Below are 21,778 nucleotides of genomic sequence, written 5' to 3'. Positions count from 1 at the left end.
CGCGCGCTTTCTCTTCCGGCGCGCCGTCAATCTGGTCATACGCCTTGAAGTCACCAAAATACTTGGTGATCGCTGCGGTCAGCGTCGTCTTGCCGTGGTCAACATGCCCAATCGTGCCGATGTTGACGTGCGGTTTTGTACGCTCAAACTTTTCCTTTGCCATTCCTCAGGCGCCCTTTTGCGATTTGGGGGACCCTTGGTCCCTGGTTACTATCTGCGCGCGCGAGATATTTGGTTCAAAGGGGAAAATCAAGCACATCCTGAGGGAAATGCGGTTATCCCGCCGGATTTTGCGTAACCTCGGTGGAATCGAGGGGCTGGATCAGGTCTGGCCGTTTTTCGAACCAGCCATTCTCTTCATGTTCTTCAGCCAGCCACTCTTCGACCCGGTCGGCTACTTTCAGTGACAGACCGGCCATCTGTTCGTTTTTGGTACGCTCGTGCCCCGACCCTTTCAGCGCACTGCCTCCGGTCGTGTCTTCCAGCACCTGGAACTGCTTTCCCTTTGCCAGAAACTTTTCTTTCTTCACGTCATAAACGTTGACCAGCACAATCGCAGTGCTTTTGGGATTGTAGATGATCGGGATTCCCGGGGGCGCCAGCATGTAGCCTTCCAGGCTGATTCCGATGTCATATTCCTGCGTACCTTCATAACGGCCCAGACGAATATCGACTGCATTCTGGATGGCCTTCGTCCATTCGTCGGGTGTTGCATCGCGGGATACTGGCCCTTGCACGGCCTTGTCAGCGAACGCGTAGTTGACCCGCAGCTTGAATTCACCCAGCGATTCAGGCGGTTCATAAACCTGCGTCTGCGTGCATGCGGCCATCAGGGCCAATCCGGTGATTAGGGTCAGAATGCGCAACATGTCTCTCTGTCTCGATAGGCCTGTTTTTATTGGGTGTAGCGCACCGATACGGGTTGTGCCAAGCCGTATCGGTGGATTTCTACCGCAACCGGGGTCGGATCACGAAAACTTATAGTCCCGCGGGAAGCCGTAAGGCGCTTTTTTCCCTACGCTGGCGCGCTTGGACAGCCATTGGGACATATCTGCCTCATGCCGGGTCTTGTCGCCTCCCATGGACCATTTCAGGCCCTCCTCCCAGTTGAAGGTGGTGATGTCAGACAGACCGCCGTCCAGCTCAAGCGTTCCCTGCCGCCCGCGTGCCATATTGTATTTTTGCAGGCGCACGCCCTTGCCGCGAGTCATTTCGGGCAATTCTTCTGTCGGGAAGACAAGGAACTTGCCGTTCTGGGACACGATTGCAACGTGGTCGCCCTCGACCGGTTTGCAGATCACTGCTGTTTCGTCGTCCTTGACGTTCAGCACCTGCTTGCCGTTTCGCGTCTGGGCCAGCACGTCATCTTCGGGCACCATGAACCCGTTGCCCGCATCCGAGGCCACCAGCAGCTTGCGCCCCGGTTTGTGGATCAGGATATCGATGATCCGTGCCTCGTTCGGCAAATCGACCATGAGGCGCAGGGGTTCGCCCATGCCCCGCCCGCCGGGCAGGTTGGCCGCGCTGACTGTATAGAACCGCCCGTTCGAAGCGAAGACCAGCAACCGATCGGTCGTTTCCGCATGGAAGATAAAGCGCGGCCCATCGCCATCCTTGAACTTCAATTCACGGGTCAGGTCGATATGACCGGTCATGGCGCGAATCCAACCCATCTGAGAGCAGACGACCGTGATCGGTTCGCGGTCGATCATCGCCTCAAGCGGCACCTCTTCGACCTCACCCGCTTCGGCGAACCGCGTGCGGCGCGCGCCGCCTTCGTAATCTTTGCCGAAGGTCTTTTTCGTCTCTTTCAACTGCTCGGAAATCTTGGCCCATTGCAGGCCTTCGTCGGCCAACAGGTCTTCGAGGTTGGCACGTTCCAGCATCAACTCATCGCGTTCGCGAACCAGCTCCATCTCTTCCAGACGGCGCAGGCTGCGCAGGCGCATGTTGAGGATCGCGTCAACCTGAACCTCGGACAACTCGCCCTCGCCCGGTTTGGGTGAGACATAGTCGGCCTCGCTGGTGGCGCGGATGTGGGCGATCCCCCAATCCTCGCGCATCAGCGCGGCTTTGGGGTCTTCGTCGTAGCGGATGATGTCTATCACACGGTCGAGGTTCAGGAAGGCAACGATAAAGCCCTCCAACACTTCCAGCCGGTGGTCGATCTTGGCCATGCGGTGGCGTGAGCGGCGCAGCAGCACCTCTTGTCGGTGATCTAGAAACGCGCGCAGCACTTCCTTCATCGAGCAGACCTTGGGCGTCACCCCGTCGATCAGCACGTTCATGTTCAGGCTGAACCGCACCTCGAGGTCCGAGTTGCGATAAAGCATGCCCATCAGCACCTCAGGGTCCACATTCTTGGAGCGCGGCTCGAGGATCAGACGGATGTCATCGGCGGATTCGTCGCGCACATCGGCAAGGATCGGGATTTTCTTGGTCTGGATCAGCTCGGCGATCTTCTCGATCAGCTTGGACTTTTGAACCTGATAAGGAATCTCGGTGACGATGATCTGCCACTGTCCGCGCCCCAAGTCCTCGACCTCGTACTTGCAGCGCAAACGGAACGAACCGCGCCCGGTGCGATAGGCTTGCGCGATATTCTCGGGCGGCTCGACAATCACGCCTCCGGTCGGGAAATCTGGGCCGGGCACGTAGTTCAGCAACGTGTCGTCGCGCGCGTCCGGTGTCTTGATCAGATGCAGACAGGCGTCGCAGAGTTCCGAGATGTTGTGCGGCGGGATATTCGTCGCCATCCCCACCGCGATACCACTTGCGCCATTGGCCAGCAGGTTCGGGAACTGTGCAGGCAGCACGACCGGTTCGGTCAGGGTGCCATCATAGTTGTCGCGAAAATCAACGGCGTCTTCGTTCAACCCTTCCAGCAGCGCTTCGGCCACGATGGTCATCCGCGCCTCGGTATAGCGCGAGGCCGCCGGGTTATCGCCGTCGATATTGCCAAAGTTCCCCTGCCCGTCGACCAGCGGATAGCGGACGTTGAAATCCTGCGCCAGGCGCGCCATCGCATCGTAAATTGCAGCATCGCCATGCGGGTGATAGTTGCCCATCACGTCGCCGGAAATCTTGGCAGACTTCCGGAAACCTCCGGTTGCACTGAGTCGCAACTCTCTCATCGCATAGAGGATTCGGCGGTGAACCGGCTTCAACCCGTCCCGCGCATCGGGCAGCGCCCGGTGCATGATGGTGGACAGCGCATAGGTCAGATACCGCTCACCAATCGCGCGGCGCAGCGGTTCCGCCACCTCGCCCCCACCTGCAGGGGCCTCCATGTTGGGGTCATCGATCGTATCGTTCATATATGATGTGATACGACGCAAGTGCGCCCTGGTAAAGCGAGCAACACATAAATTGCTGGGGAAAAGTCGTGCTTTTTGCAACAGGGGGAGACACCATGTTGTTTTCCCCCATTTTTCGACTCGTCCCCCGAAATATGCTAAGCTTTCATCAATTGAGATACTGCCATTTGTTGATGTTACGATTGCCTTGGGGGATGCGCCATGACGCGCCTGATACTTGTTACCTTTGCCGCGCTCGGTTGGACCTTTTATGTGATGAGCGGCGGCCCCGATTTTGAACCGCGCGGCGTACGCCCTGCCAAACCGGAACGCGTGGTTGTCGTGGCCGAACCGGTTGCACCGGTCGTTGAACCTGCACCTGTTGAAGATTTGGTCACCCGGACCGCCGTCAAACCCGCTCTGGCGGATCCACCTGTTGCCGAGGCCGTAGCCCAGTTGGGTGAGACCGAAACAAAGGCCCTCCTCTCGCAGGTCGCGGCTGGCCTGAAAGCCAATCCCTCGCTGTTTAAAGACGAAAGCGTGACCCTGACCCTGGCGTCACTGGAACAGGGTGTGACCGCACTGGAGCAGGTGATCACCGACGCTGAGTTGCCCGTCGTCGAACTGCCCACGCCTGCCGAGGCCCAGACCGACATCCGCGAAATTTCGGGCACCCGGGTTAATCTGCGCGATGGCCCCGGCACGATCTATCCCATCATCGGCAAGGCCGCGCTTGGCCAACGGGTCGAGGTCCTGAGTGACTCCGGCACCGGCTGGCTGCGCCTGCGCGTGTTGCCCGCGCAACAGGTTGGGTGGATTTCAGCATCACTTGTCCGGAAAACATCAAACTGACGCCCGGACGTCATTGCCCTGCCGCAAACCCCACCCTAGCTTTTGGCGGGGTTCAACTTCGGAAGGCACATGCAGAAATCGATTCTTATTACGGGATGCTCGTCGGGCATTGGGCTGGACGCAGCACACGGAATGCGTGCACGAGGCTGGCGTGTGTTTGCATCCTGCCGACAGCAGCGCGACTGTGATCGCCTGCGCGCGCAAGGGTTTGAAAGCCCAAGAATCGACTATACTGACCAAGACACCATTTCCTCGGGATTGTCATACGTACTTGAAGCAACGGGCGGTACGCTGGACGCGCTGTTCAACAACGGCGCGCATGGACTGCCTGGTGCAGTTGAAGACGTCCCGACAGACGCTCTGCGCCATATCTTTGAAACAAATGTCTTTGGATGGCACGAGCTGACCCGACAGGTTATTCCCGTCATGCGCGAGCAGGGCCACGGCCGGATCGTGCAATGTTCCTCGGTACTGGGCCTTGTCGCCTTCCCCTGGCGCGGCGCATATGTCGCCACCAAATACGCCATCGAAGGACTGACCGACACCTTGCGGCTGGAGCTGCGGGATACCGGCATTCAGGTCGTTTTGATCGAGCCCGGCCCGATCACCTCGAAGCTCAGGGAAAAGGCAATCCCGGTGTTCGAAAAGTACATCGACTGGGAGAACTCGGCCCTGCGGGAAAAATACGAAGGTTCGCTGCTGAAGCGGTTATACGAAAACAGTGCACCGGACCGGTTCGAACTGCCCGCCTCCGCCGTCACCGACAAGCTGGCCCATGCGGTCGAGGCGCGCCGCCCCAAACCACGCTACTATGTAACCACCCCGACATATGTCGCAGGGGTTCTGCGCCGGATTCTGCCAACAAAAGCCACGGACCGCATCCTTTCGGATATCTGAGACGTTATTTCCCGTTCGCTTTTCGGTGCCTTGACGCTAGATGGGTGATAATCGAAAAAACCGGACGGTGACTTTAAATGGACCCTTTAATGGTCATTCTGCTTCTGGCCATGGCGGCGGTTGTCGTTGTGTTAGCCCTGGGCATCGCGAATTTCGGCAAAGGCGGCATGGAAGCAGCTAAGAAAAGCAACAAGATGATGCGCCTGCGCATCCTCTTTCAGTTCATCGCCGTAGTTTTAATCGTGCTTTACGTCTATCTACGCGGGCAAGGAGTGCAGTAATGGTTGTGCTGAACAAAATCTACACACGCACCGGCGACGATGGCAAAACCGCACTGGGAAATGGCGAGCGTGTGGCAAAGTATTCGGGACGCGTTGCCGCCTACGGAACAGTGGACGAGTTGAATTCTTTTGTTGGCGTGGCCCGCACCGAGGCTGAAGGCGAAGTCGATGCCGCCCTGTCGCGGATTCAGAACGACCTGTTTGATCTTGGCGCAGATTTCTGCCGCCCTGAAATGGAGAAGGATGCCGAAGCGGACTATCCACCGCTGCGAATCGTATCCGCTCAGATCGACCGGCTGGAAGCCGAAATTGACATCATGAACGAAACATTGGAACCGCTGCGCAGCTTTATCCTGCCGGGGGGGTCGCGGCTGGCCGCGCATTTGCACGTGTGCCGCACCGTATCGCGTCGCGCCGAGCGATTGGCAGTCGAGTTGACAAATATGGAACCGGTTAACGACGTGGCCGTCAAATACCTCAACCGGCTAAGTGACTGGTTTTTCGTCGCGGCCCGTTGCGCAAACAATGATGGCAAGGACGACGTGCTGTGGGTTCCTGGCGCGAACCGCTGAATATTTCCCAGAAAATAGGCACAATGCGGGCAACAATCTTGCGTGCCTCAAGGTAAAAAACTGCAAAACGCGACGTCCCGACGCGACGACGTGACGATTTTGCTCTGTTTTGCGGGTGCAGCAGACGTTATCAAGTCCGACGAGAGCATTGGTGGAGTCGCCTTCGCGGCTTGCCGTTTTTTTGAGGAGAAAGCGCTACAATGAAGGTACTGGTACCTGTCAAACGCGTGATTGACTACAATGTGAAGGTCCGCGTGAAAGCGGACGGTAGCGGTGTTGATCTCGCCAATGTCAAAATGTCGATGAACCCGTTCGACGAGATTGCGGTTGAAGAGGCCATTCGCCTGAAAGAGGCTGGCAAGGCAGACGAAGTTGTTGCCGTTTCGATTGGTGTGAAGCAGGCGCAGGAGACGCTGCGGACCGCGCTGGCCATGGGGGCTGATCGCGCGATTCTGGTTGTTGCGACGGATGATGTGCACACCGATATCGAGCCGCTGGCGGTTGCCAAGATCCTGGCCAAAGTGGTCGAGGAAGAGCAGCCCGGCATCGTTCTGGCGGGCAAGCAGGCGATCGACAACGACATGAACGCCACCGGCCAGATGCTATCGGCCCTGTTGGGCTGGTCGCAGGGCACCTTTGCCTCGGAACTGGATATTGAAGGCGACAGCGCCAAGATCACCCGCGAGGTGGATGGCGGGTTGCAGACCATCAGCGTCAAGATGCCGACCATCGTGACCGTTGACCTGCGCCTGAACGAGCCGCGTTATGCGTCGCTGCCCAACATCATGAAGGCGAAGAAAAAGCCGCTGGACGAGAAAACCGCCGCCGATTACGGCGTCGACGTCACGCCGCGCCTAGAAATCGTCAAGACCGAAGAACCGCCGGCACGGGCCGCAGGTATCATCGTTGGCTCGGTGGATGAGCTGGTTTCGAAACTCAAAGAAGTGGGGGCTGTGTAATGGCTGTACTTCTGCTTGCCGAAGTCAACAATGGCGAACTGGCGCTGGACGCCACCGCCAAGGCCGTCAACGCCGCCAGGGCGCTGGGTGAAGTGACCGTTCTGGCTGCAGGTGGCTCGGCCGCCGCTGCCGGCGAGGCTGCCGCCAAGATCGACGGCGTGTCCAAGGTGCTGGTGGCCGAAGACGCGTCGCTGGGTCATCGCCTGGCGGAATCGACCGCCGCGCTGATCGTGGGTCTGGCCGATGGGTACGAGCATATCGTGGCCCCCGCGACCACCGACGCCAAGAACGTGATGCCGCGCGTCGCAGCCCTGCTGGACGTGATGGTGATCTCGGATGCCTCGGGCGTGGTTGACGGCTCGACGTTTGAGCGCCCGATCTATGCGGGCAATGCGATCCAGACCGTGAAGTCGAACGACGCCAAGAAAGTCGTCACCATCCGCACCGCGTCCTTCGATGCGGCGGGGACCGGCGGCTCGGCTGCGGTCGAGACCATCTCGGTCGGCGACAATCCCGGTCTGTCGTCGTGGGTCGAAGACAAGGTGGCTGCAAGCGACCGTCCGGAACTGACCTCGGCAGGCGTTGTTGTCTCGGGCGGCCGTGGTGTCGGCTCGCAAGACGACTTCAAGCTGATCGAAGCTCTGGCTGACAAGCTGGGTGCAGCGGTTGGCGCATCGCGCGCCGCTGTGGACTCGGGCTATGCCCCGAACGACTGGCAGGTGGGTCAGACCGGCAAGGTTGTTGCGCCTGATCTGTATGTCGCGGTCGGAATCTCGGGCGCAATCCAGCACCTTGCGGGCATGAAGGATTCAAAGGTCATCGTTGCGATCAACAAGGACGAAGAAGCACCGATCTTCCAGGTCGCCGACTTCGGACTGGTCGCCGACCTGTTCCAGGCGGTCCCGGAACTGACCGAAAAACTCGGCTGAACACAGCCCGGGATCTTAGCCCCACAATCACCAAAGGTCCGCCACCAAGCGGGCCTTTTTCAATTCAATCCCCTCAAAACCGCCTCAAGCTTCAAGGCAATCTCTCTATGCGCAGAGGGGCCGAGCATATGCTCGGCCACAGGCTGTTGCAGCGTCCCGAACAACACGTCCTCGATCTCGTCTGACAAGGAGGACACACTGACCGAGCATTCCACGACATCGGCACATAGCGGTCGAACCTGTTCGATCATGTCAGCGTCGGGCAGGACAAGGTCGCGATGCCGGTCTTCCTGTCGCTGTATATGCAGCCAGAGAAGAACAACCCCCGGCTTGATCCGGCGTATCAGCTCGGATGTGTTGCGCAACCAAGTCTCTCGCAACTCCTGTGCTACAACCTCAAAGCGCGCGTCCTTAATGGCCCGCAACCGTTCCAGCAAATGCCTGACAAAGTGGATATCCGTGAAATCGACCTCGGGATAAAGGTCCAGCAGGTCGCACGAGGGTTCAAGAAACCGATCATTCCGACGCGAATGCACGCGATAAAACCTGTTCGACTGGTAAGGCACGTCCAGCACTTGCAGCACACAAAGGTCCGATCCGTTGACAAGATTTAAGACCCCCGGATCAGCAAGCAATGCCTCAGCCCCGCAAAAAAGACTGCCAAAATTGGTACAAGGCTGCGGCAATCTTTTTGCAAGCAATGCCGGGTACGGATACTCCACGAACCGGCCAAACGTCTCTTCTCCACCCAGACAGGCCACGTAAGGCGTCTCAAGATTTCCGGGCGGTGCCCGAAACCAAAGGTTTGATCCTGCATATTGGCACGCGGCCTCTGTGCTGTCGCTGACCCGATGAAAGCTCATACCAAGCCCCCCACATTTTCACCCAAATGCCAATTTGCGGCCTTAGGTATTGAGAATCTCCTAATGCGCGCATTTGAAGCAAAATTGACCGGTTCGATCCCCTTGCCGCCTGCCCCGGTCTGCCGATACTGTCCCGGTATCCTCCAGGGCAAAGGCAGCTGAACATGGAAGTTAAATCGGTCGGGGTGATTGGCGCGGGTCAGATGGGCAACGGCATTGCTCATGTTCTGGCTTTGGCGGAATACGATGTCTTGCTGAATGATGTCAGTCAGGATGCGTTGAACAGCGCAATGGCCACGATCGAAGGCAACATGGCGCGTCAGGCATCACGCGGCAAGATCACTGACGATGCGATGCAGGCGGCCCTGAAGCGTATTACAACCACCCTTGAATTGCCGCAGCTGGGACAGACCGATCTGGTGATCGAAGCTGCGACCGAGCGGGAAACGGTCAAACAGGCCATTTTCGAAGATCTGCAGCCACACCTCCTGCCGCATACGATCCTGACGTCGAATACGTCGTCCATTTCCATCACGCGTCTGGCCAGCCGTACCGACCGACCCGAACGTTTCATGGGTTTTCACTTCATGAACCCGGTTCCGATCATGCAATTGGTGGAACTGATCCGCGGTATCGCAACGGATGAGGAAACCTTCAAAGCCTGCAAAGCGGTGGTGGACCGGTTGGGCAAAACGGCTGCCAGCGCCGAAGATTTCCCGGCTTTCATTGTCAACCGCATTCTGATGCCGATGATCAACGAAGCCGTTTATACGCTGTATGAAGGTGTCGGAAGCGTCCAGTCCATCGACCAATCGATGAAGCTGGGCGCGAATCACCCTATGGGGCCTTTGGAATTGGCGGATTTCATCGGGCTGGACACCTGTCTGGCCATCATGAACGTCTTGCATGATGGTCTGGCTGATACCAAGTATCGCCCCTGCCCACTTTTGACGAAATACGTCGAGGCCGGATGGCTGGGGCGCAAGACGCAGCGCGGTTTCTATGATTATCGCGGCGAGGTGCCGGTTCCGACACGTTAACAAAACCGCCCTTGCCAAGCACGGTGTCGGTCAGATGAAGACACGGATCAGGATTGGCCTGACTTGCCCAGCGACATTGTATGGTTTCTGAGCCAGGTCATGAAACCACGCGGGTCACGCTCCAACTGTTCCATGTCCTGATCCGAGATCGGATCGCCGATGACTGGCGATTGCGGTTTTTTGCACGAGCGGACGATTTCATGCAGCAGCAAGCCTTGCCGCAGGATCGGCGACAGTTTGTTGGCGATCTGGTACCATCGCGAGTTGCTGCCGGGAAAGAAAATAGGCACCACGCGCGCGCCTGAACGGCGGATCATTTTTGCGGTGAACACATTCCACTCGCGCTCGACTGCGGGGCCAAACCAGTCATCCGATGACATGACGACACCGGACGGGAACAGCGCCACGACGCCGCCGTCCTTCAGATGGTCCATCGCCTTGCCACGCATTTCCAGCATCTTGGCCTGCGCCTCGGGGTCATGCGGAAATGGAACCGGGATCATGAAAGATGTCGCGGCCTCATCCAGACCCGTCAGGACCGAGCGGGTCAGAATGCGATAATCACTGCGGACCCGCCCGATCAACTCGGCCAGAATCATACCATCCACCATTCCGTGGGGGTGGTTGGCAACGACAACCACAGGGCCGGTTTTTGGAATACGGGCGATCTGCTCTAGCGGCGTGGTCAGGTCGATCCCCATCACCTCAAGCGCGCCACCCCAGAACCGCTGCCCACGATAAAATTCGTTCTTTTTCTCGAATTTGTTGACCATCCGCAGAATGGTCAGCTTGCCCGTGCACCATTCGATGGCGCGAATGGCCGTTGAAGTCCAGGCGTCATCGAACGAGTTTGCATAGGTCAGAGTTCTACGGTCGTAGATCTCGCCCTGATCTGCGGTCCCATCCACCACCGGGCTTGTCTTGGTCTCGTGCGTCGTTTCCGCCAATTCCTGGTCTTCCCGTTCTTCCTGTCCCGGCAAGGGCAGCTTAGAACCCCTCTCCGAACTTGTCGTTCACAAGCGCTTCCAGAGCTTCTGCCAATGCTTCAGCATCCGGCCCGGAGGTCTCGACGTCAATAGTTGTTCCGCGAGAGGCTGCCAACATCAAAAGGCCCATAATACTGTCACCTGACGCAGAAATTCCGTCCTTCGACACCTCGGCATGCGCGTCGAAACCTTCCACAACCTCGACCAGTTTTGCCGAGGCGCGGGCATGCAGACCTTTTTCATTGATAATTTTCAGGCTTCGGGTGGTCATATTCATCAATCCGGTTTTAGTCCAAAGTCACATTTTGCGCATTGATGTATTTCCGTCCAGCTTCCATTGCCTGGCGGACAGCATCACCAACGGGTAAGTGGCGGCTTTTGGCCAATTTAATGAGCATTGGCAGGTTTGCCCCATACAATATCCGCCGATCCTGAGGCGCACAGGCCCGCAGGCTGAGATTTGAAGGGCTGCCACCGAACAGGTCGGTTACAACGACAACACCGTCGCCCATATCCACTTCGTCAGCCGCACGACAGATTTCCGCCTGTTTTTCATCCCTATCGTGGTCGGGTTCGATCGCAATGGCCACAAGGCCGGGCTGCGGTCCGACCACATGCTGTGTGGCGGCCAGGTATTCCTGGGCCAAACCGCCATGCGCAACGATCACTATTCCGATCAATCCGACCTCACACTCAACGACCGACGTTCCATCTCGCGATGTCTAATTGCCACCTGCTGCCCGTCCTCTGCAAGGGCCTTTGCAACAGCTTCTGCCATTGCGACGGATCTGTGTTGCCCACCCGTGCATCCAAAAGCCACCGACAGATGTGCTTTTCCTTCGGCCCGAAAGGCCGGCAGCAACAAAGTAAGCAAATCCATAACACGTTCAAGAAAGGGTGCGTAATTCATATCCGATTGAACAAAGCGCGCAACGTCCGAGTGCCGCCCGTCCGCCGCCCGCAACTCGGGGCGCCAATACGGGTTTGCCAGAAACCGGCAATCAAAGACCATGTCCAGCCCGCGCGGAAGGCCCCGCTTGTACGAAAACGACTCGATAGAAACTGCCAGATGTCGCCCCCCTTGGGGCGCAAACCAGTTTTCAACTTCTTCCCGCAGCTGATGCACGTTCAGATGGCTTGTATCGATCAGGGTATCTGCAATCTCGCGTATGGGGGCCAGCAGCTCTTTTTCACGCTGAACGCCGGTCTCAGGGCTGGCATTCTTGGCAACGGGGTGCCGCCTGCGGGTTTCCGAAAACCGGCGCACCAACACGTCGTCGCTGCAATCCAGATACAGAACGGTCAAATCCACCCGCGCCATGCGACCCAGGCTTTCGGCCAGTTCGATAAACCCGATTGTCGAGAAATCGCGATTGCGGGCGTCAATGCCCAGCGCCATTGGGCGGTCGCTGTCCGCACTGTCCAGTAGGCGCAGCAACAGGCCCATCGGCAAGTTGTCGATAGCCTCAAAGCCCAGGTCTTCCAGGACATGAATGGCTGTGGATCTTCCGGCCCCTGATGGGCCTGTAACCAACACGATCCGCCGTTGCTCTGTCATTTGTTCGGCCATTCCGGGTGTACACGCCCATATTTCAGAAGCTGCATCAACGCTGCGGCCAAGTTGGGCACGCCTGCCCCGCGAAGCAAGGGAACAGTTTGCCCCAGCAGCACGATTGTCGCCTCGGCAGGCAACCTCTGCGGCTCGTTTTGATCCAGGTCCATAACATAGTCCAAAGGGACCGGTCCGAATGCATCCGCTTTGATCAAACCAATGTGACGGGCCTCGATCAAACCCTGTATCTGCGGCACGGCGGCGGCAATGACCTGATGGCCCCGCCTTGACAGTTCGACCCGATCATCCGCAACCAGCCCTGCCCCATAGGTCATCATCTGCAATGCCAATGCCGATTTTCCCGCGCCCGAGGCACCGACAATCAACAGCCCGCGCCCGGCCACTGTTATACATGAGGCATGAACACAAGCGCTGTCCCGGTCTTTGGCGTCTGACAGAGAACCTGCTTGCATGGTTTAAACGGGCAACCCCACCACAAAACGCGCGCCCAGCGGGTCTGACGTGATATCAGCCTCTGTCGGGCGGATATTCTCAGCCCAGATTACGCCGCCATGGGCTTCGACAATCTGTTTCGAGATGGCCAAACCGAGCCCCGAATTGTTGCCGAAATGCTCGGGTGGGCGTTGCGAATAGAATCGCTTGAACACTTTGGTCAAGGCCTGTTCCGGAATACCCGGCCCGGTGTCTTCGACCACGACAAGAACACGGTTGTCGCGCTGACGCACCCAGACCCTGATCGCGTCATTTTCTTCACAGAAGGAAATGGCATTGGTGATCAGATTGACGAAAACCTGCGCCAGCCGGGCCTCAAGCCCGTTGATGACAATCGGATCGGATGGCAGATCGGTGATATAGTCGATCCCCTTCGATCGCGCATCCTCACCCAGATATTGACCTAAATTGCCAATCAGTTTGAGCAGATCAAAGGGTTGCTCTTCTTCCTTGACCAGTTCCGCGTCAAGACGCGATGCGTTCGAGATGTCGCTGACCAGCCGGTCCAGACGCCGAACGTCATGCTCGATCACAGCCAGCAGCTTGTCGCGCTGATCTTCGCGCTTGACCATGCGAAATGTACCGACAGCGGATTGCAAGCTGGCCAGGGGGTTCTTGATTTCATGGGCGACATCAGCTGCGAACTGTTCGTTTGCGTCAATCCGATTATACAGAGCATTTACCATGCCCCGCAAAGCGCGGCTAAGGCGGCCGATTTCATCGGGACGGGCGCTAAGATCAGGGATGCGAATGCGCCCCGGATTGACCCCTGTGCCCCGGTCCTTACCCATTTCCGCCGCTGCGGCCAGATCTGCCAGCGGGTTGGCGATGGTCGAAGCCAGCACAAGGCTCAGACCCACCGAAACCAGCAAAGCCACCACGAACATTTGCAGGATGCGTTCCTGCTCGCGACGGGCCAATGCGTCAATCTCGCCTGCTGGGCCGGTGATGGCGACCGCTCCGGCCGGGGTATCTTCGTAGAGGATCGGCGCAGCGGCCACGATCACGGTCTCACCTGAGGCGTCCTGAACAGCCTGCACCTGACTTTGGCCTGCCAGCGCCTGCGGGATTATTCCCTGCACCCGTTGTGCCAGCGTCGGTGCCTCGACCTCGGTCGACCAGTTGAGAAGGTTCGACACACCGATCCACACCGCGTTCAGCGTGTCGCTGATTACTGTGCTGCCGGTTTGCAGCTCGGAATTGGTTTGCAGAAGAACCGGCATGGCCGACACTTGCGGGGCGCCGCGTGTCCAGCCAATCAGGGTGCCACTGGCGTCATAGACAAAGACTTCGCCGCCTTCGGGAAGTGTCAACCCAGACAGCGTATCTCTTACGTCGAGGTTCCCAGCATCCTGTGCGGTGTGTTGCGCACCCTGTCGCAGCTGGGTTTCAAAAACGTTGCTGACCAGCTGCGCATCGCCAAGCAGATTGCGCGCTGTTTGCTGAACCGTCTCTTTCCGCGAATCGTCCAGATACAGCAGCCCCGTAACCAGGATCACCAGCGCGATCAGGTTAAAGGTGATGATCTTGCGCGCCAAAGGCGAGCCTCTCAGAGAGAACAGGTTTCTCTGAGAACGTTTTTCCCTCAGTTCCGCTGACTCGGAATCGTCGGGAATGACCCAGTCATCCCCGAGTACGACGTCACCGTCACGTAGTTCGCTGGCTGCTTCGGTGTCGCGCACGAGAGCCCATTACCCCTTGCTGGCGTGGCGCCTATTCTTCGTTGTACCGGTAACCGATACCATAAAGGGTTTCGATCGCCGAAAACTCGGGATCAGCCGCGCGCATCTTCTTGCGCAGACGCTTGATGTGGCTGTCGATCGTCCGGTCATCCACATAAACCTGATCATCATAGGCCACATCCATCAGCTGGTCGCGGCTTTTGACGAAACCCGGACGCTGGGCAAGTGCCTGAAGAAGCAGGAATTCGGTCACGGTCAGGGATACATCATTCCCTTTCCAGCTGACTGCATGGCGCAGCGGGTCCATCCGCAAGTCGCCGCGTTCCATAACCTTTGTGTCATTGCTATTGGCAGTGATCGCGTCGCCGCTTGTTGCTTCTTGCCGGCGCAGCAGCGCGCGGATGCGCTCAACCAGCAACCGTTGCGAGAAGGGCTTTTTTACATAGTCATCCGCGCCCATGCGCAGACCCAGAACCTCATCGATTTCATCATCTTTCGAGGTCAGAAAGATCACCGGCATCTGCGTTTTCTGACGCAGACGCTGTAGCAGATCCATGCCATCCATACGCGGCATCTTTATATCGAGCACGGCCATGTCCGGCAGCTTCTTGTTGAACGCATCCAACGCGGCCTGGCCATCATTATAAGTTTCAACCTCGAAACCTTCGGCTTCGAGTGTCATGGATACAGACGTCAGAATGTTTCTATCGTCATCCACAAGTGCAATCTTTGACATCGGGCTCACCCCTATTCCTGCTCACTCGCGCAATAATTCGCTTATTTGTAAGGCATTGTTGGCGGTTTTAAGACGCCGAATCAATCCGTAACTGCGAATCGTGCCTTTGTTGCGGCAGGTCTGCGGCAAATTTGCCTTTATGCCCGCAAAAATATGCCCGGTTCTCGGTCATTGAATTTGTGATGGCGCTAAACCCGAGCTTGGTTGCGCTAACTGCGTCAAACCCGCCTGTTCATGTCCTGAACGACCATGATAAGACGCGCTCAGCCGCCGGTTTTCCCGGTACACTGCCCCAAAGGCGCCTCAGGGCCCAAAGCCCCGGCGCCGCCACAGGAGAAGACACACATGACATCTGGACGGGTTAACCCGCAATTCCGCCTCGAGGATCAGGGCATCGAGGGTCTGGGCAATGTCTATTATAACTTCATGGAACCGGCGCTGATCGAAGAAGCGTTGAAGCGCGGCGAAGGTACACTTGGAAATGGCGGTGCCTTTCTGGTCACCACTGGCAAGTTCACCGGTCGCTCGCCCAAGGACAAGCATGTCGTCAAAACCAGCAGCGTGGCCGACGCCATCTGGTGGGAAAACAATGCCGAGATGACGCCGGAGGGATTTGACGCCCTCTACCAAGACATGCTGGCGCATATGAAAGGCCGTGACTATTTCGTGCAGGACCTCGTCGGAGGCGCCGATCCAACCTACGCAATCAACGTGCGCATGGTGACTGAGCTTGCCTGGCACAACCTGTTCATCCGCCACCTGTTGCGCCGTCCCGACCGCGAGGATCTGGACGAGTTCACCGCAGACTTCACCATCATCAACTGCCCCAGCTTCAAGGCTGACCCGGCCAAGCATAACTGCCGCAGCGAAACGGTGATCGCGCTGAACTTCGACCGCAAGCTGATCCTGATCGGCGGCACCGAATATGCAGGTGAAAACAAGAAATCCGTATTCACCCTACTAAACTACATGCTGCCCGAAAAGGGTGTGATGCCGATGCACTGCTCGGCCAACCATGCTGTTGGCAACGCGGTCGACACCGCCGTGTTCTTTGGCCTGTCCGGCACTGGCAAGACAACCCTGTCCGCCGATCCGTCGCGCACGCTGATCGGGGATGACGAGCACGGCTGGTCGGATCGGGGCACCTTCAACTTCGAAGGCGGCTGCTATGCCAAGACCATCAACCTTAACGCCGAAGCCGAGCCGGAGATTTACGCGACCACCTCGAAATTCGGCACCGTGATCGAAAACATGGTCTTTGACGCCGAGACCAAGGAACTGGATTTCGACGACGACTCCCTGACCGCGAACATGCGTTGCGCCTATCCGCTTGAGTATATTTCGAACGCATCCAAAAGCGCGCTGGGTGGGCATCCGAAAAACATCATTATGCTGACCTGCGATGCCTTTGGTGTACTGCCTCCGATCGCGCGGCTGACGCCTGCGCAGGCAATGTATCACTTCCTGTCGGGCTTCACGTCAAAGGTGGCCGGGACCGAGCGTGGCGTTACCGAACCGCAACCCACCTTCTCGACCTGCTTTGGTGCGCCGTTCATGCCGCGCCGCCCGGAAGTCTACGGAAACCTGCTGCGCGACAAGATCGCCCAACACGGCGCGACCTGTTGGCTGGTCAACACAGGCTGGACCGGTGGCGCCTATGGTATCGGCAGCCGGATGCCGATCAAGGCCACCCGTGCCCTGCTGACCGCAGCGCTGGATGGTTCGCTGCGCGACGCCGAGTTCCGCAAGGACGCCAATTTCGGCTTTGACGTTCCCGTCTCTGTCCCGGGTGTCCCCGAAGTTCTGCTTGACCCACGTCGGACCTGGGATGATCAGGCCGCATTCGACAAACAGGCCGAGAAACTGGTGCAGATGTTTGCCGAGAACTTCGAGCAGTATCTGCCATTCATTGATGACGACATCAAAGCCGTCGCAATCGGATAAACGAAAAAAAGGGGCCGCTGAGCCCCTTTCTTTTTGCCAATCCGCAGCTTCTTTAGCCGTCCGCTAAATACTCATCTTATAGTTGTATGTCATTAAATGCACATACAAGTGCGTTGTTTCAAAGTGCGATCTGCGCTAGGCCTATTTACTGTTGAGACGAAAAAGCCCGGCACATTCGCGCCGGGCACTGACTGAAAGGACTTTGTGGAAGCTCATATGCGCACACTCACAACGCTGGATTGAGCAACCTAATCAGGCTTCTAGTCTAAGTAAACGGGGATGAGTGTCAACATGGGACTGGCTGGTTGGTATTGCGATCAGTGTGGTTCAAATGGTCGCGGACAGGCGGCGGTTGGCACAGAAAACTACAGGTAACACCATGACGGAAATCTCGAAACTCACCGAACTACGCAAATTGATGCAAAGCATGGAGCGGACGCTTGGGCTGGAAAAACTATCTCCGGTTGAGCGCGACATCTATTACGCCGCGGAAGAGCTTTCAAAATCCACTCAGGAAGTGCGTACGTTCGGGTTGATCGAGCATACGCTGGTCCAAAGCATTTCGCGCCCAACGTTTTTTCGCGCGCTGAAATCGCTGGTCGAAAAAGGCTATCTTTCACAAAGTGGCAGCGCCAATCGCGGGCGGTACATCGTTCATGCCCCCAGATGACGCGCCCCGTGCGTGCACGGTGATGTGATCGCGATGCGCGGCTGGGCGACTGACACCCTTGCGGCTTCACTGGCTTATGTTCTGGCGTCGATACTGACCTTCGCTGTGCTGATGCCAATGCAGAACGTGTTTTTTCCGGAATACCCAAGCCGGGCGAGCCTGCTGTTTTTGCCGCATGGCGTACGGGTTCTGTCGGCCTGGCTGTTGGGGTGGCGCGCAATATTTGCATTGCTGCCGGGTGTGTTCATCGTCTTTGCCTATCTGGCGGGAACGGATGTTTTCCTGCCCACCCGCCTGCTGGCAATTGCTGTCGCCGTCCTGACGGTTCCTGCGGTTTTCTATCTGCTGAAGGCTGTCGGATGGGACCTGTTCCCCAACCCGAACCGCAAACCCTGCTGGGTTTGCGTTATGGGCGTGGGCATAGCCACATCTTTTCTGGTCTCTGGCCTGACCAATCTGGTCTTTGGCAGTGCAACGGTTGAGTACATCGCGTTCCTGATCGGCGACATTTCGGGCCTGTTCTTTCTGATGCTTGGTCTGTATTTCGCGTTCCGGTTTGCAGACAGGCGACCGGACTAGAGCTTCAGCCCATCAGGCCACGCCGCAGTAGGTTCAAGCCCGCCAACAGCAAAACGAACAGCGTGGCCTTGCGAAAGCTGGCCTGATCGATACGATCCTGCAGTTTCAATCCGACCCACATCCCTAGCATGGCAGGAACGATCAGGATTACTGAAAACGGAACCGTTTGCACGCGCAGAAAACCGGACCAGACATGCGCGGCCAGCAGCATGACCGCCCCCAATCCATAGATGACACCCTGAATTCGGATCTGCTCTTTCTTCGGGGTATTCAAGGCCGTGAGATATGCAACTGTGGGGGGACCCCAAATGCCCGACATGCCACCCACGAACCCGGCGACACCGCCAACAACGGCCTCAACACCGGTTGATGGATGATTTAGCACCAGCCTGACGCCCAGAACCTGCACAAGGGCGAAGAAGGACACGAACGCGCCGATCAGCAGCAGGAAGACCGAGCCGGGCACCAGCGTGACCAGCTGTGCGCTCAGCACCAGAAAAATACCGCCAACCACCAGGAACACCCGAAACCGGCGAATAGAGCTGAGTGCGGCGCTGGCGCCCCCGCGAAAAGCCTGAACGCCATTGGTGACAAGGGTCGGCAGGATCAGCCCCGCCAAGGTCAGATCCGGCGGCAGAAACGAATTCAGGCCAGATACAAACACCATGGGCATGGCAAATCCAACCATGCCCTTGACCCACCCGGCGGCAAAGGCAACGGCGATGGCAAGTAACAGCTCTCGCGGCGACAGAAGGGAAAACAGGTCCATGCCCTCTAGATATCATCTGGATTTTCTTCTGCATTGCAAAAATGTTCAGGTAATTTTTGAACTTTTTAACGGCATAATTAGTATTTTTGTTGCGCTGCACGTGCAGCATGATATGACCAGACGACCGAGGAAAGGACGCGATTCATGGCCCATGACGGACAGGATATGACCCAAATGACAACTGATGCAGTATTGCCCGATCTTCTGGATTTGACGCGAGCCGCCGTGCCTGCTGTGGACGCCGTTTTTGAAAAAGCCCGCGCATCCGTGCGTGGCATGGTGACCGCTGAAGGCCGGGTCTCTGGCGCATTGATCGAAGCAAATCAGACCGCTGCGCATGGTCTGGCCTGGCTGGCGACATATTCGCAGTCGCTGCAACAGATGCAGCGCTGGGCAGAAGCGCTGCAAGCCGATGGCAAATTTGGTGAGATCGAGCAGTTGCTGCACCAGATCGCGTTTGGCGAATATCTGCACCAGGTGGCGGGCGGTATTCCGATGAACCAGGGCGAGGTGGTGCGTCTTCAGGATATGGGCCTTGGCTGGGACGCGCTGTCGGGCTTTCAGTCAACCGAAGTGCAGACCCTGATGGCACGGGCCAATTCTCAGGCCGCACGTAGCCGTCTGGTTGCGCTGATGCAGGATCAGGCCGGAGCTACGATGTTCGGCGCGTCTGGTCTGGATGAAGAGCTTGAGATGATCCGGGACCAGTTCCGCCGCTACGCGCAGGAAAAGGTCGAACCAAACGCGCATGACTGGCACCTGAAGGATGAACTGATTCCGCTGGAAATCATTGAAGAACTGGCGGAAATGGGTGTTTTCGGCCTGACCATCCCCGAGGAATTCGGTGGGTTCGGTCTGTCCAAAGCATCAATGTGCGTGGTGTCCGAGGAACTGTCGCGCGGCTATATCGGCGTTGGTTCGCTGGGTACCCGATCCGAGATTGCGGCCGAGTTGATCATCGCAGGCGGCACCGACGCGCAAAAGGCACAGTGGCTGCCAAAGATTGCCAGCGCCGAGATCCTGCCGACTGCCGTTTTCACGGAACCCAACACCGGTTCAGACCTTGGCAGCCTGCGTACGCGCGCGGTCAAGGACGCGAATGGCGATTACAAGATAACCGGCAACAAGACCTGGATCACCCACGCCGCGCGGACCCATGTGATGACCCTGCTGGCTCGGACCAACCCCGACAGCACCGACCACCGCGGCCTGTCCATGTTCCTGGCGGAAAAGACACCGGGCACTGACGAGAATCCCTTTCCCACCCCCGGCATGACCGGTGGCGAGATCGAGGTTCTGGGCTATCGCGGCATGAAGGAATACGAGCTGGGTTTTGACGGCTTCCATGTCAAGGGTGAGAACCTGCTGGGCGGAGAAGAAGGTAAAGGTTTCAAGCAGTTGATGGAAACCTTCGAAAGTGCGCGCATCCAGACCGCCGCCCGCGCCATCGGCGTGGCACAGTGTGCGCTGGACATCGCCATGCAATATGCGATCGACCGCAAGCAGTTCGGAAAATCCCTGATCAATTTCCCGCGCGTGGCCGGCAAGCTGGCGATGATGGCGGTCGAGATCATGATCGCGCGTCAGCTGACCTATTTCAGCGCATGGGAAAAAGATCACGGCCAGCGCTGTGACCTTGAGGCCGGTATGGCCAAGCTGCTTGGTGCGCGTGTGGCCTGGGCTGCGGCGGACAACGGGTTGCAGATTCATGGCGGCAACGGCTTTGCGCTGGAATACAAGATCAGCCGCGTTCTGTGTGACGCGCGTATCCTTAACATTTTCGAAGGGGCTGCTGAAATTCAGGCACAGGTCATCGCACGACGTCTGCTCGGGTGACCCATTCCGGCAGTCCTGTTTCCCCGACTGGCCCGGCGCTTGCGCCGGGTCTTTTTCCTGTTTTGTACAATCTGTACGCGGTCCGAACCATGCAGAGTACGTTTTGTACAAAGCAAACCATCGCCCCTCGTGGCCCGCGTGACGGTCACAAATGACCCACGTGTTTCAAAACTTCCCCCTTTGATCCCACCCCTTTCACCGGTAGAGCATCAGCCGAACACGAGACGTCGCAATTAACTTTTGGGATAACGCATGACCCGACCTTTCCTTGCTATGTGTGCTGTTCTTGCGGCTCTTGCTCTGGCGGCTTGCACCACCTCGCTGCCGACGGTGAGCCGGAGTGATGTGGACGCGCTGGCGCAATCGATCCGGGGGCTTGGGGCGGAGGTCGATCCGGCCGAGGCACAGCAAGCGGCCACGATTGCCTATGCCTATTCGCAGCAGCTGAAGCAGGACTGGAATGTCACCGACCCGGCGATCATCCACAACGCCAAGATCATCAACGGGTTCCGCGAAAAGGGCCTGTGCAATGACTGGGCCGAAGCGATGACCAAACGCCTGCGGCAGGAGAATTTCCGGACGCTGGATCTGCACTGGGCCACGTCACCGCCGACCCCGTTTCGCATCATCCACCATTCGGCATCGATCAGCGCCAAGGGGGACACGATGTATGATGGCATCATCCTGGACCCCTGGCGCAACAGCGGTGTCTTGTTCTGGGCGCCAGTGCGCGAGGATACACGATACAACTGGGCACCCCGGCTGGAAGTGCGCGAGCGGCTTCTGAACGGGTCTTTGCCCTACTGACCAGGTTCCGCAGTT

General features: G+C 57.8%; 24 protein-coding genes. 12 read left to right on the top strand and 12 right to left on the bottom strand.

Annotation, left to right across the window (positions count from 1 at the left end):
- The 3 genes from ACR0NZ_RS13505 to ACR0NZ_RS13495 form a co-directional block, all read right to left on the bottom strand.
- Nucleotides 1-163: GTP-binding protein (locus tag ACR0NZ_RS13505; RefSeq protein ID WP_293573406.1), on the bottom strand; the 163-nt coding region annotated here is incomplete at its 3' end.
- Between the two features lie 112 nt (nt 164-275).
- Nucleotides 276-869, bottom strand: coding sequence for a hypothetical protein (locus ACR0NZ_RS13500; protein ID WP_480473846.1), 594 nt, complete (start codon nt 867-869; stop codon nt 276-278).
- 99 nt (nt 870-968) lie between these two features.
- Nucleotides 969-3,317: a DNA topoisomerase IV subunit A gene (locus tag ACR0NZ_RS13495; protein WP_480519508.1), complete on the bottom strand. Its 2,349-nt coding sequence runs from the start codon at nt 3,315-3,317 to the stop codon at nt 969-971.
- Between the two features lie 201 nt (nt 3,318-3,518).
- Here ACR0NZ_RS13495 and ACR0NZ_RS13490 point away from each other — a divergent pair, with 201 nt between their 5' ends.
- The 6 genes from ACR0NZ_RS13490 (at nt 3,519) to ACR0NZ_RS13465 (ending at nt 7,786) form a co-directional block, all read left to right on the top strand.
- Nucleotides 3,519-4,148, top strand: a complete 630-nt coding sequence (locus ACR0NZ_RS13490; protein WP_480519506.1) for an SH3 domain-containing protein — start codon at nt 3,519-3,521, stop codon at nt 4,146-4,148.
- 69 nt (nt 4,149-4,217) lie between these two features.
- Nucleotides 4,218-5,045, top strand: coding sequence for an SDR family NAD(P)-dependent oxidoreductase (locus ACR0NZ_RS13485; RefSeq protein ID WP_480519504.1), 828 nt, complete (start codon nt 4,218-4,220; stop codon nt 5,043-5,045).
- Nucleotides 5,046-5,122: 77 nt separating this feature from the next.
- Complete coding sequence (locus ACR0NZ_RS13480) at nt 5,123-5,326, top strand: twin transmembrane helix small protein (RefSeq protein ID WP_480519502.1); 204 nt, start codon at nt 5,123-5,125, stop codon at nt 5,324-5,326.
- Nucleotides 5,326-5,898, top strand: a complete 573-nt coding sequence (locus ACR0NZ_RS13475; protein WP_267364209.1) for a cob(I)yrinic acid a,c-diamide adenosyltransferase — start codon at nt 5,326-5,328, stop codon at nt 5,896-5,898. The genes ACR0NZ_RS13480 and ACR0NZ_RS13475 overlap by 1 nt, the downstream gene beginning before the upstream one ends.
- Nucleotides 5,899-6,098: 200 nt before the next feature.
- Nucleotides 6,099-6,857, top strand: a complete 759-nt coding sequence (locus tag ACR0NZ_RS13470) for an electron transfer flavoprotein subunit beta/FixA family protein (RefSeq protein ID WP_209506332.1) — start codon at nt 6,099-6,101, stop codon at nt 6,855-6,857.
- Nucleotides 6,857-7,786, top strand: coding sequence for an electron transfer flavoprotein subunit alpha/FixB family protein (locus ACR0NZ_RS13465; protein WP_480519500.1), 930 nt, complete (start codon nt 6,857-6,859; stop codon nt 7,784-7,786). Before ACR0NZ_RS13470 ends, ACR0NZ_RS13465 begins: the two co-directional genes overlap by 1 nt.
- A 59-nt stretch (nt 7,787-7,845) precedes the next feature.
- Here the strand turns inward: ACR0NZ_RS13465 and ACR0NZ_RS13460 are convergent, their stop codons facing one another.
- On the bottom strand, nt 7,846-8,649 hold the full coding sequence (locus ACR0NZ_RS13460; RefSeq protein ID WP_480519497.1) for a DUF6473 family protein: 804 nt from the start codon (nt 8,647-8,649) through the stop codon (nt 7,846-7,848).
- Between the two features lie 164 nt (nt 8,650-8,813).
- Between ACR0NZ_RS13460 and ACR0NZ_RS13455 the strand changes: the two genes are divergently transcribed.
- The gene (locus tag ACR0NZ_RS13455; protein WP_209506328.1) at nt 8,814-9,689 is read left to right on the top strand and encodes a 3-hydroxybutyryl-CoA dehydrogenase; all 876 of its coding nucleotides are present in this window, start codon (nt 8,814-8,816) and stop codon (nt 9,687-9,689) included.
- A gap of 47 nt (nt 9,690-9,736) precedes the next feature.
- On the opposite strand, the gene ACR0NZ_RS13450 is transcribed toward ACR0NZ_RS13455, so the two are convergent.
- The 7 genes from ACR0NZ_RS13450 to ACR0NZ_RS13420 are packed head-to-tail and all read right to left on the bottom strand — an operon-like array spanning nt 9,737 to nt 15,158.
- Nucleotides 9,737-10,636, bottom strand: coding sequence for a lysophospholipid acyltransferase family protein (locus ACR0NZ_RS13450; protein WP_480473853.1), 900 nt, complete (start codon nt 10,634-10,636; stop codon nt 9,737-9,739).
- A gap of 40 nt (nt 10,637-10,676) precedes the next feature.
- Complete coding sequence (locus ACR0NZ_RS13445) at nt 10,677-10,946, bottom strand: HPr family phosphocarrier protein (RefSeq protein ID WP_209506323.1); 270 nt, start codon at nt 10,944-10,946, stop codon at nt 10,677-10,679.
- Nucleotides 10,947-10,962: 16 nt separating this feature from the next.
- Nucleotides 10,963-11,355, bottom strand: coding sequence for a PTS sugar transporter subunit IIA (locus tag ACR0NZ_RS13440; RefSeq protein WP_209506320.1), 393 nt, complete (start codon nt 11,353-11,355; stop codon nt 10,963-10,965).
- Complete coding sequence (gene rapZ, locus ACR0NZ_RS13435) at nt 11,352-12,233, bottom strand: RNase adapter RapZ (protein WP_480473854.1); 882 nt, start codon at nt 12,231-12,233, stop codon at nt 11,352-11,354. The genes ACR0NZ_RS13440 and rapZ overlap by 4 nt, the downstream gene beginning before the upstream one ends.
- Nucleotides 12,230-12,700, bottom strand: a complete 471-nt coding sequence (locus tag ACR0NZ_RS13430) for an HPr kinase/phosphorylase (RefSeq protein ID WP_480473855.1) — start codon at nt 12,698-12,700, stop codon at nt 12,230-12,232. The genes rapZ and ACR0NZ_RS13430 overlap by 4 nt, the downstream gene beginning before the upstream one ends.
- A gap of 3 nt (nt 12,701-12,703) precedes the next feature.
- A complete protein-coding gene (locus tag ACR0NZ_RS13425) occupies nt 12,704-14,422 on the bottom strand; it encodes an ATP-binding protein (protein WP_480519495.1) in 1,719 nt (572 codons plus the stop codon).
- A gap of 31 nt (nt 14,423-14,453) precedes the next feature.
- Complete coding sequence (locus ACR0NZ_RS13420; protein WP_209506312.1) at nt 14,454-15,158, bottom strand: response regulator transcription factor; 705 nt, start codon at nt 15,156-15,158, stop codon at nt 14,454-14,456.
- Nucleotides 15,159-15,503: 345 nt separating this feature from the next.
- Here ACR0NZ_RS13420 and ACR0NZ_RS13415 point away from each other — a divergent pair, with 345 nt between their 5' ends.
- The 3 genes from ACR0NZ_RS13415 to ACR0NZ_RS13405 all read left to right on the top strand — a co-directional run bounded on the left by ACR0NZ_RS13415 (nt 15,504) and on the right by ACR0NZ_RS13405 (nt 18,351).
- Nucleotides 15,504-17,102 carry a phosphoenolpyruvate carboxykinase gene (locus ACR0NZ_RS13415; protein ID WP_480519493.1) on the top strand — a complete coding sequence of 533 codons (1,599 nt, stop codon included), beginning with the start codon at nt 15,504-15,506 and terminating at the stop codon, nt 17,100-17,102.
- Between the two features lie 283 nt (nt 17,103-17,385).
- Nucleotides 17,386-17,772, top strand: a complete 387-nt coding sequence (locus ACR0NZ_RS13410) for a hypothetical protein (protein ID WP_480473858.1) — start codon at nt 17,386-17,388, stop codon at nt 17,770-17,772.
- A gap of 33 nt (nt 17,773-17,805) precedes the next feature.
- Nucleotides 17,806-18,351: a hypothetical protein gene (locus ACR0NZ_RS13405; RefSeq protein ID WP_480473859.1), complete on the top strand. Its 546-nt coding sequence runs from the start codon at nt 17,806-17,808 to the stop codon at nt 18,349-18,351.
- A 4-nt stretch (nt 18,352-18,355) separates the two neighbouring features.
- Here ACR0NZ_RS13405 and ACR0NZ_RS13400 read toward each other — a convergent pair whose 3' ends face one another.
- The gene (locus ACR0NZ_RS13400) at nt 18,356-19,120 is read right to left on the bottom strand and encodes a sulfite exporter TauE/SafE family protein (protein WP_480519491.1); all 765 of its coding nucleotides are present in this window, start codon (nt 19,118-19,120) and stop codon (nt 18,356-18,358) included.
- Nucleotides 19,121-19,264: 144 nt separating this feature from the next.
- Between ACR0NZ_RS13400 and ACR0NZ_RS13395 the strand changes: the two genes are divergently transcribed.
- Nucleotides 19,265-20,956, top strand: a complete 1,692-nt coding sequence (locus ACR0NZ_RS13395) for an acyl-CoA dehydrogenase family protein (RefSeq protein ID WP_480519489.1) — start codon at nt 19,265-19,267, stop codon at nt 20,954-20,956.
- Between the two features lie 252 nt (nt 20,957-21,208).
- Nucleotides 21,209-21,763: a hypothetical protein gene (locus ACR0NZ_RS13390; protein WP_480519487.1), complete on the top strand. Its 555-nt coding sequence runs from the start codon at nt 21,209-21,211 to the stop codon at nt 21,761-21,763.
- Nucleotides 21,764-21,778: the final 15 nt, after the last annotated feature.

The sequence above is a fragment of the Ruegeria sp. AE3 genome (assembly GCF_056542225.1).
This window is presented reverse-complemented; position numbering and strand designations above follow the sequence as displayed.

Excerpts from the sequence above, each read along its gene's own strand:
- ACR0NZ_RS13495 (WP_480519508.1), bottom strand. The coding sequence starts at position 3,317 with ATGAACGATACGATCGATGACCCCAACATGGAGGCCCCTGCAGGTGGG.
- ACR0NZ_RS13475 (WP_267364209.1), top strand. The coding sequence starts at position 5,326 with ATGGTTGTGCTGAACAAAATCTACACACGCACCGGCGACGATGGCAAA.
- ACR0NZ_RS13390 (WP_480519487.1), top strand. The coding sequence starts at position 21,209 with ATGACCCGACCTTTCCTTGCTATGTGTGCTGTTCTTGCGGCTCTTGCT.
- ACR0NZ_RS13405 (WP_480473859.1), top strand. The coding sequence starts at position 17,806 with ATGCGCGGCTGGGCGACTGACACCCTTGCGGCTTCACTGGCTTATGTT.
- ACR0NZ_RS13460 (WP_480519497.1), bottom strand. The coding sequence starts at position 8,649 with ATGAGCTTTCATCGGGTCAGCGACAGCACAGAGGCCGCGTGCCAATAT.
- ACR0NZ_RS13400 (WP_480519491.1), bottom strand. The coding sequence starts at position 19,120 with ATGGACCTGTTTTCCCTTCTGTCGCCGCGAGAGCTGTTACTTGCCATC.
- ACR0NZ_RS13500 (WP_480473846.1), bottom strand. The coding sequence starts at position 869 with ATGTTGCGCATTCTGACCCTAATCACCGGATTGGCCCTGATGGCCGCA.
- ACR0NZ_RS13455 (WP_209506328.1), top strand. The coding sequence starts at position 8,814 with ATGGAAGTTAAATCGGTCGGGGTGATTGGCGCGGGTCAGATGGGCAAC.
- ACR0NZ_RS13430 (WP_480473855.1), bottom strand. The coding sequence starts at position 12,700 with ATGCAAGCAGGTTCTCTGTCAGACGCCAAAGACCGGGACAGCGCTTGT.
- ACR0NZ_RS13445 (WP_209506323.1), bottom strand. The coding sequence starts at position 10,946 with ATGACCACCCGAAGCCTGAAAATTATCAATGAAAAAGGTCTGCATGCC.
- rapZ (WP_480473854.1), bottom strand. The coding sequence starts at position 12,233 with ATGACAGAGCAACGGCGGATCGTGTTGGTTACAGGCCCATCAGGGGCC.
- ACR0NZ_RS13415 (WP_480519493.1), top strand. The coding sequence starts at position 15,504 with ATGACATCTGGACGGGTTAACCCGCAATTCCGCCTCGAGGATCAGGGC.
- ACR0NZ_RS13480 (WP_480519502.1), top strand. The coding sequence starts at position 5,123 with ATGGACCCTTTAATGGTCATTCTGCTTCTGGCCATGGCGGCGGTTGTC.
- ACR0NZ_RS13420 (WP_209506312.1), bottom strand. The coding sequence starts at position 15,158 with ATGTCAAAGATTGCACTTGTGGATGACGATAGAAACATTCTGACGTCT.
- ACR0NZ_RS13465 (WP_480519500.1), top strand. The coding sequence starts at position 6,857 with ATGGCTGTACTTCTGCTTGCCGAAGTCAACAATGGCGAACTGGCGCTG.
- ACR0NZ_RS13490 (WP_480519506.1), top strand. The coding sequence starts at position 3,519 with ATGACGCGCCTGATACTTGTTACCTTTGCCGCGCTCGGTTGGACCTTT.
- ACR0NZ_RS13485 (WP_480519504.1), top strand. The coding sequence starts at position 4,218 with ATGCAGAAATCGATTCTTATTACGGGATGCTCGTCGGGCATTGGGCTG.
- ACR0NZ_RS13470 (WP_209506332.1), top strand. The coding sequence starts at position 6,099 with ATGAAGGTACTGGTACCTGTCAAACGCGTGATTGACTACAATGTGAAG.
- ACR0NZ_RS13395 (WP_480519489.1), top strand. The coding sequence starts at position 19,265 with ATGGCCCATGACGGACAGGATATGACCCAAATGACAACTGATGCAGTA.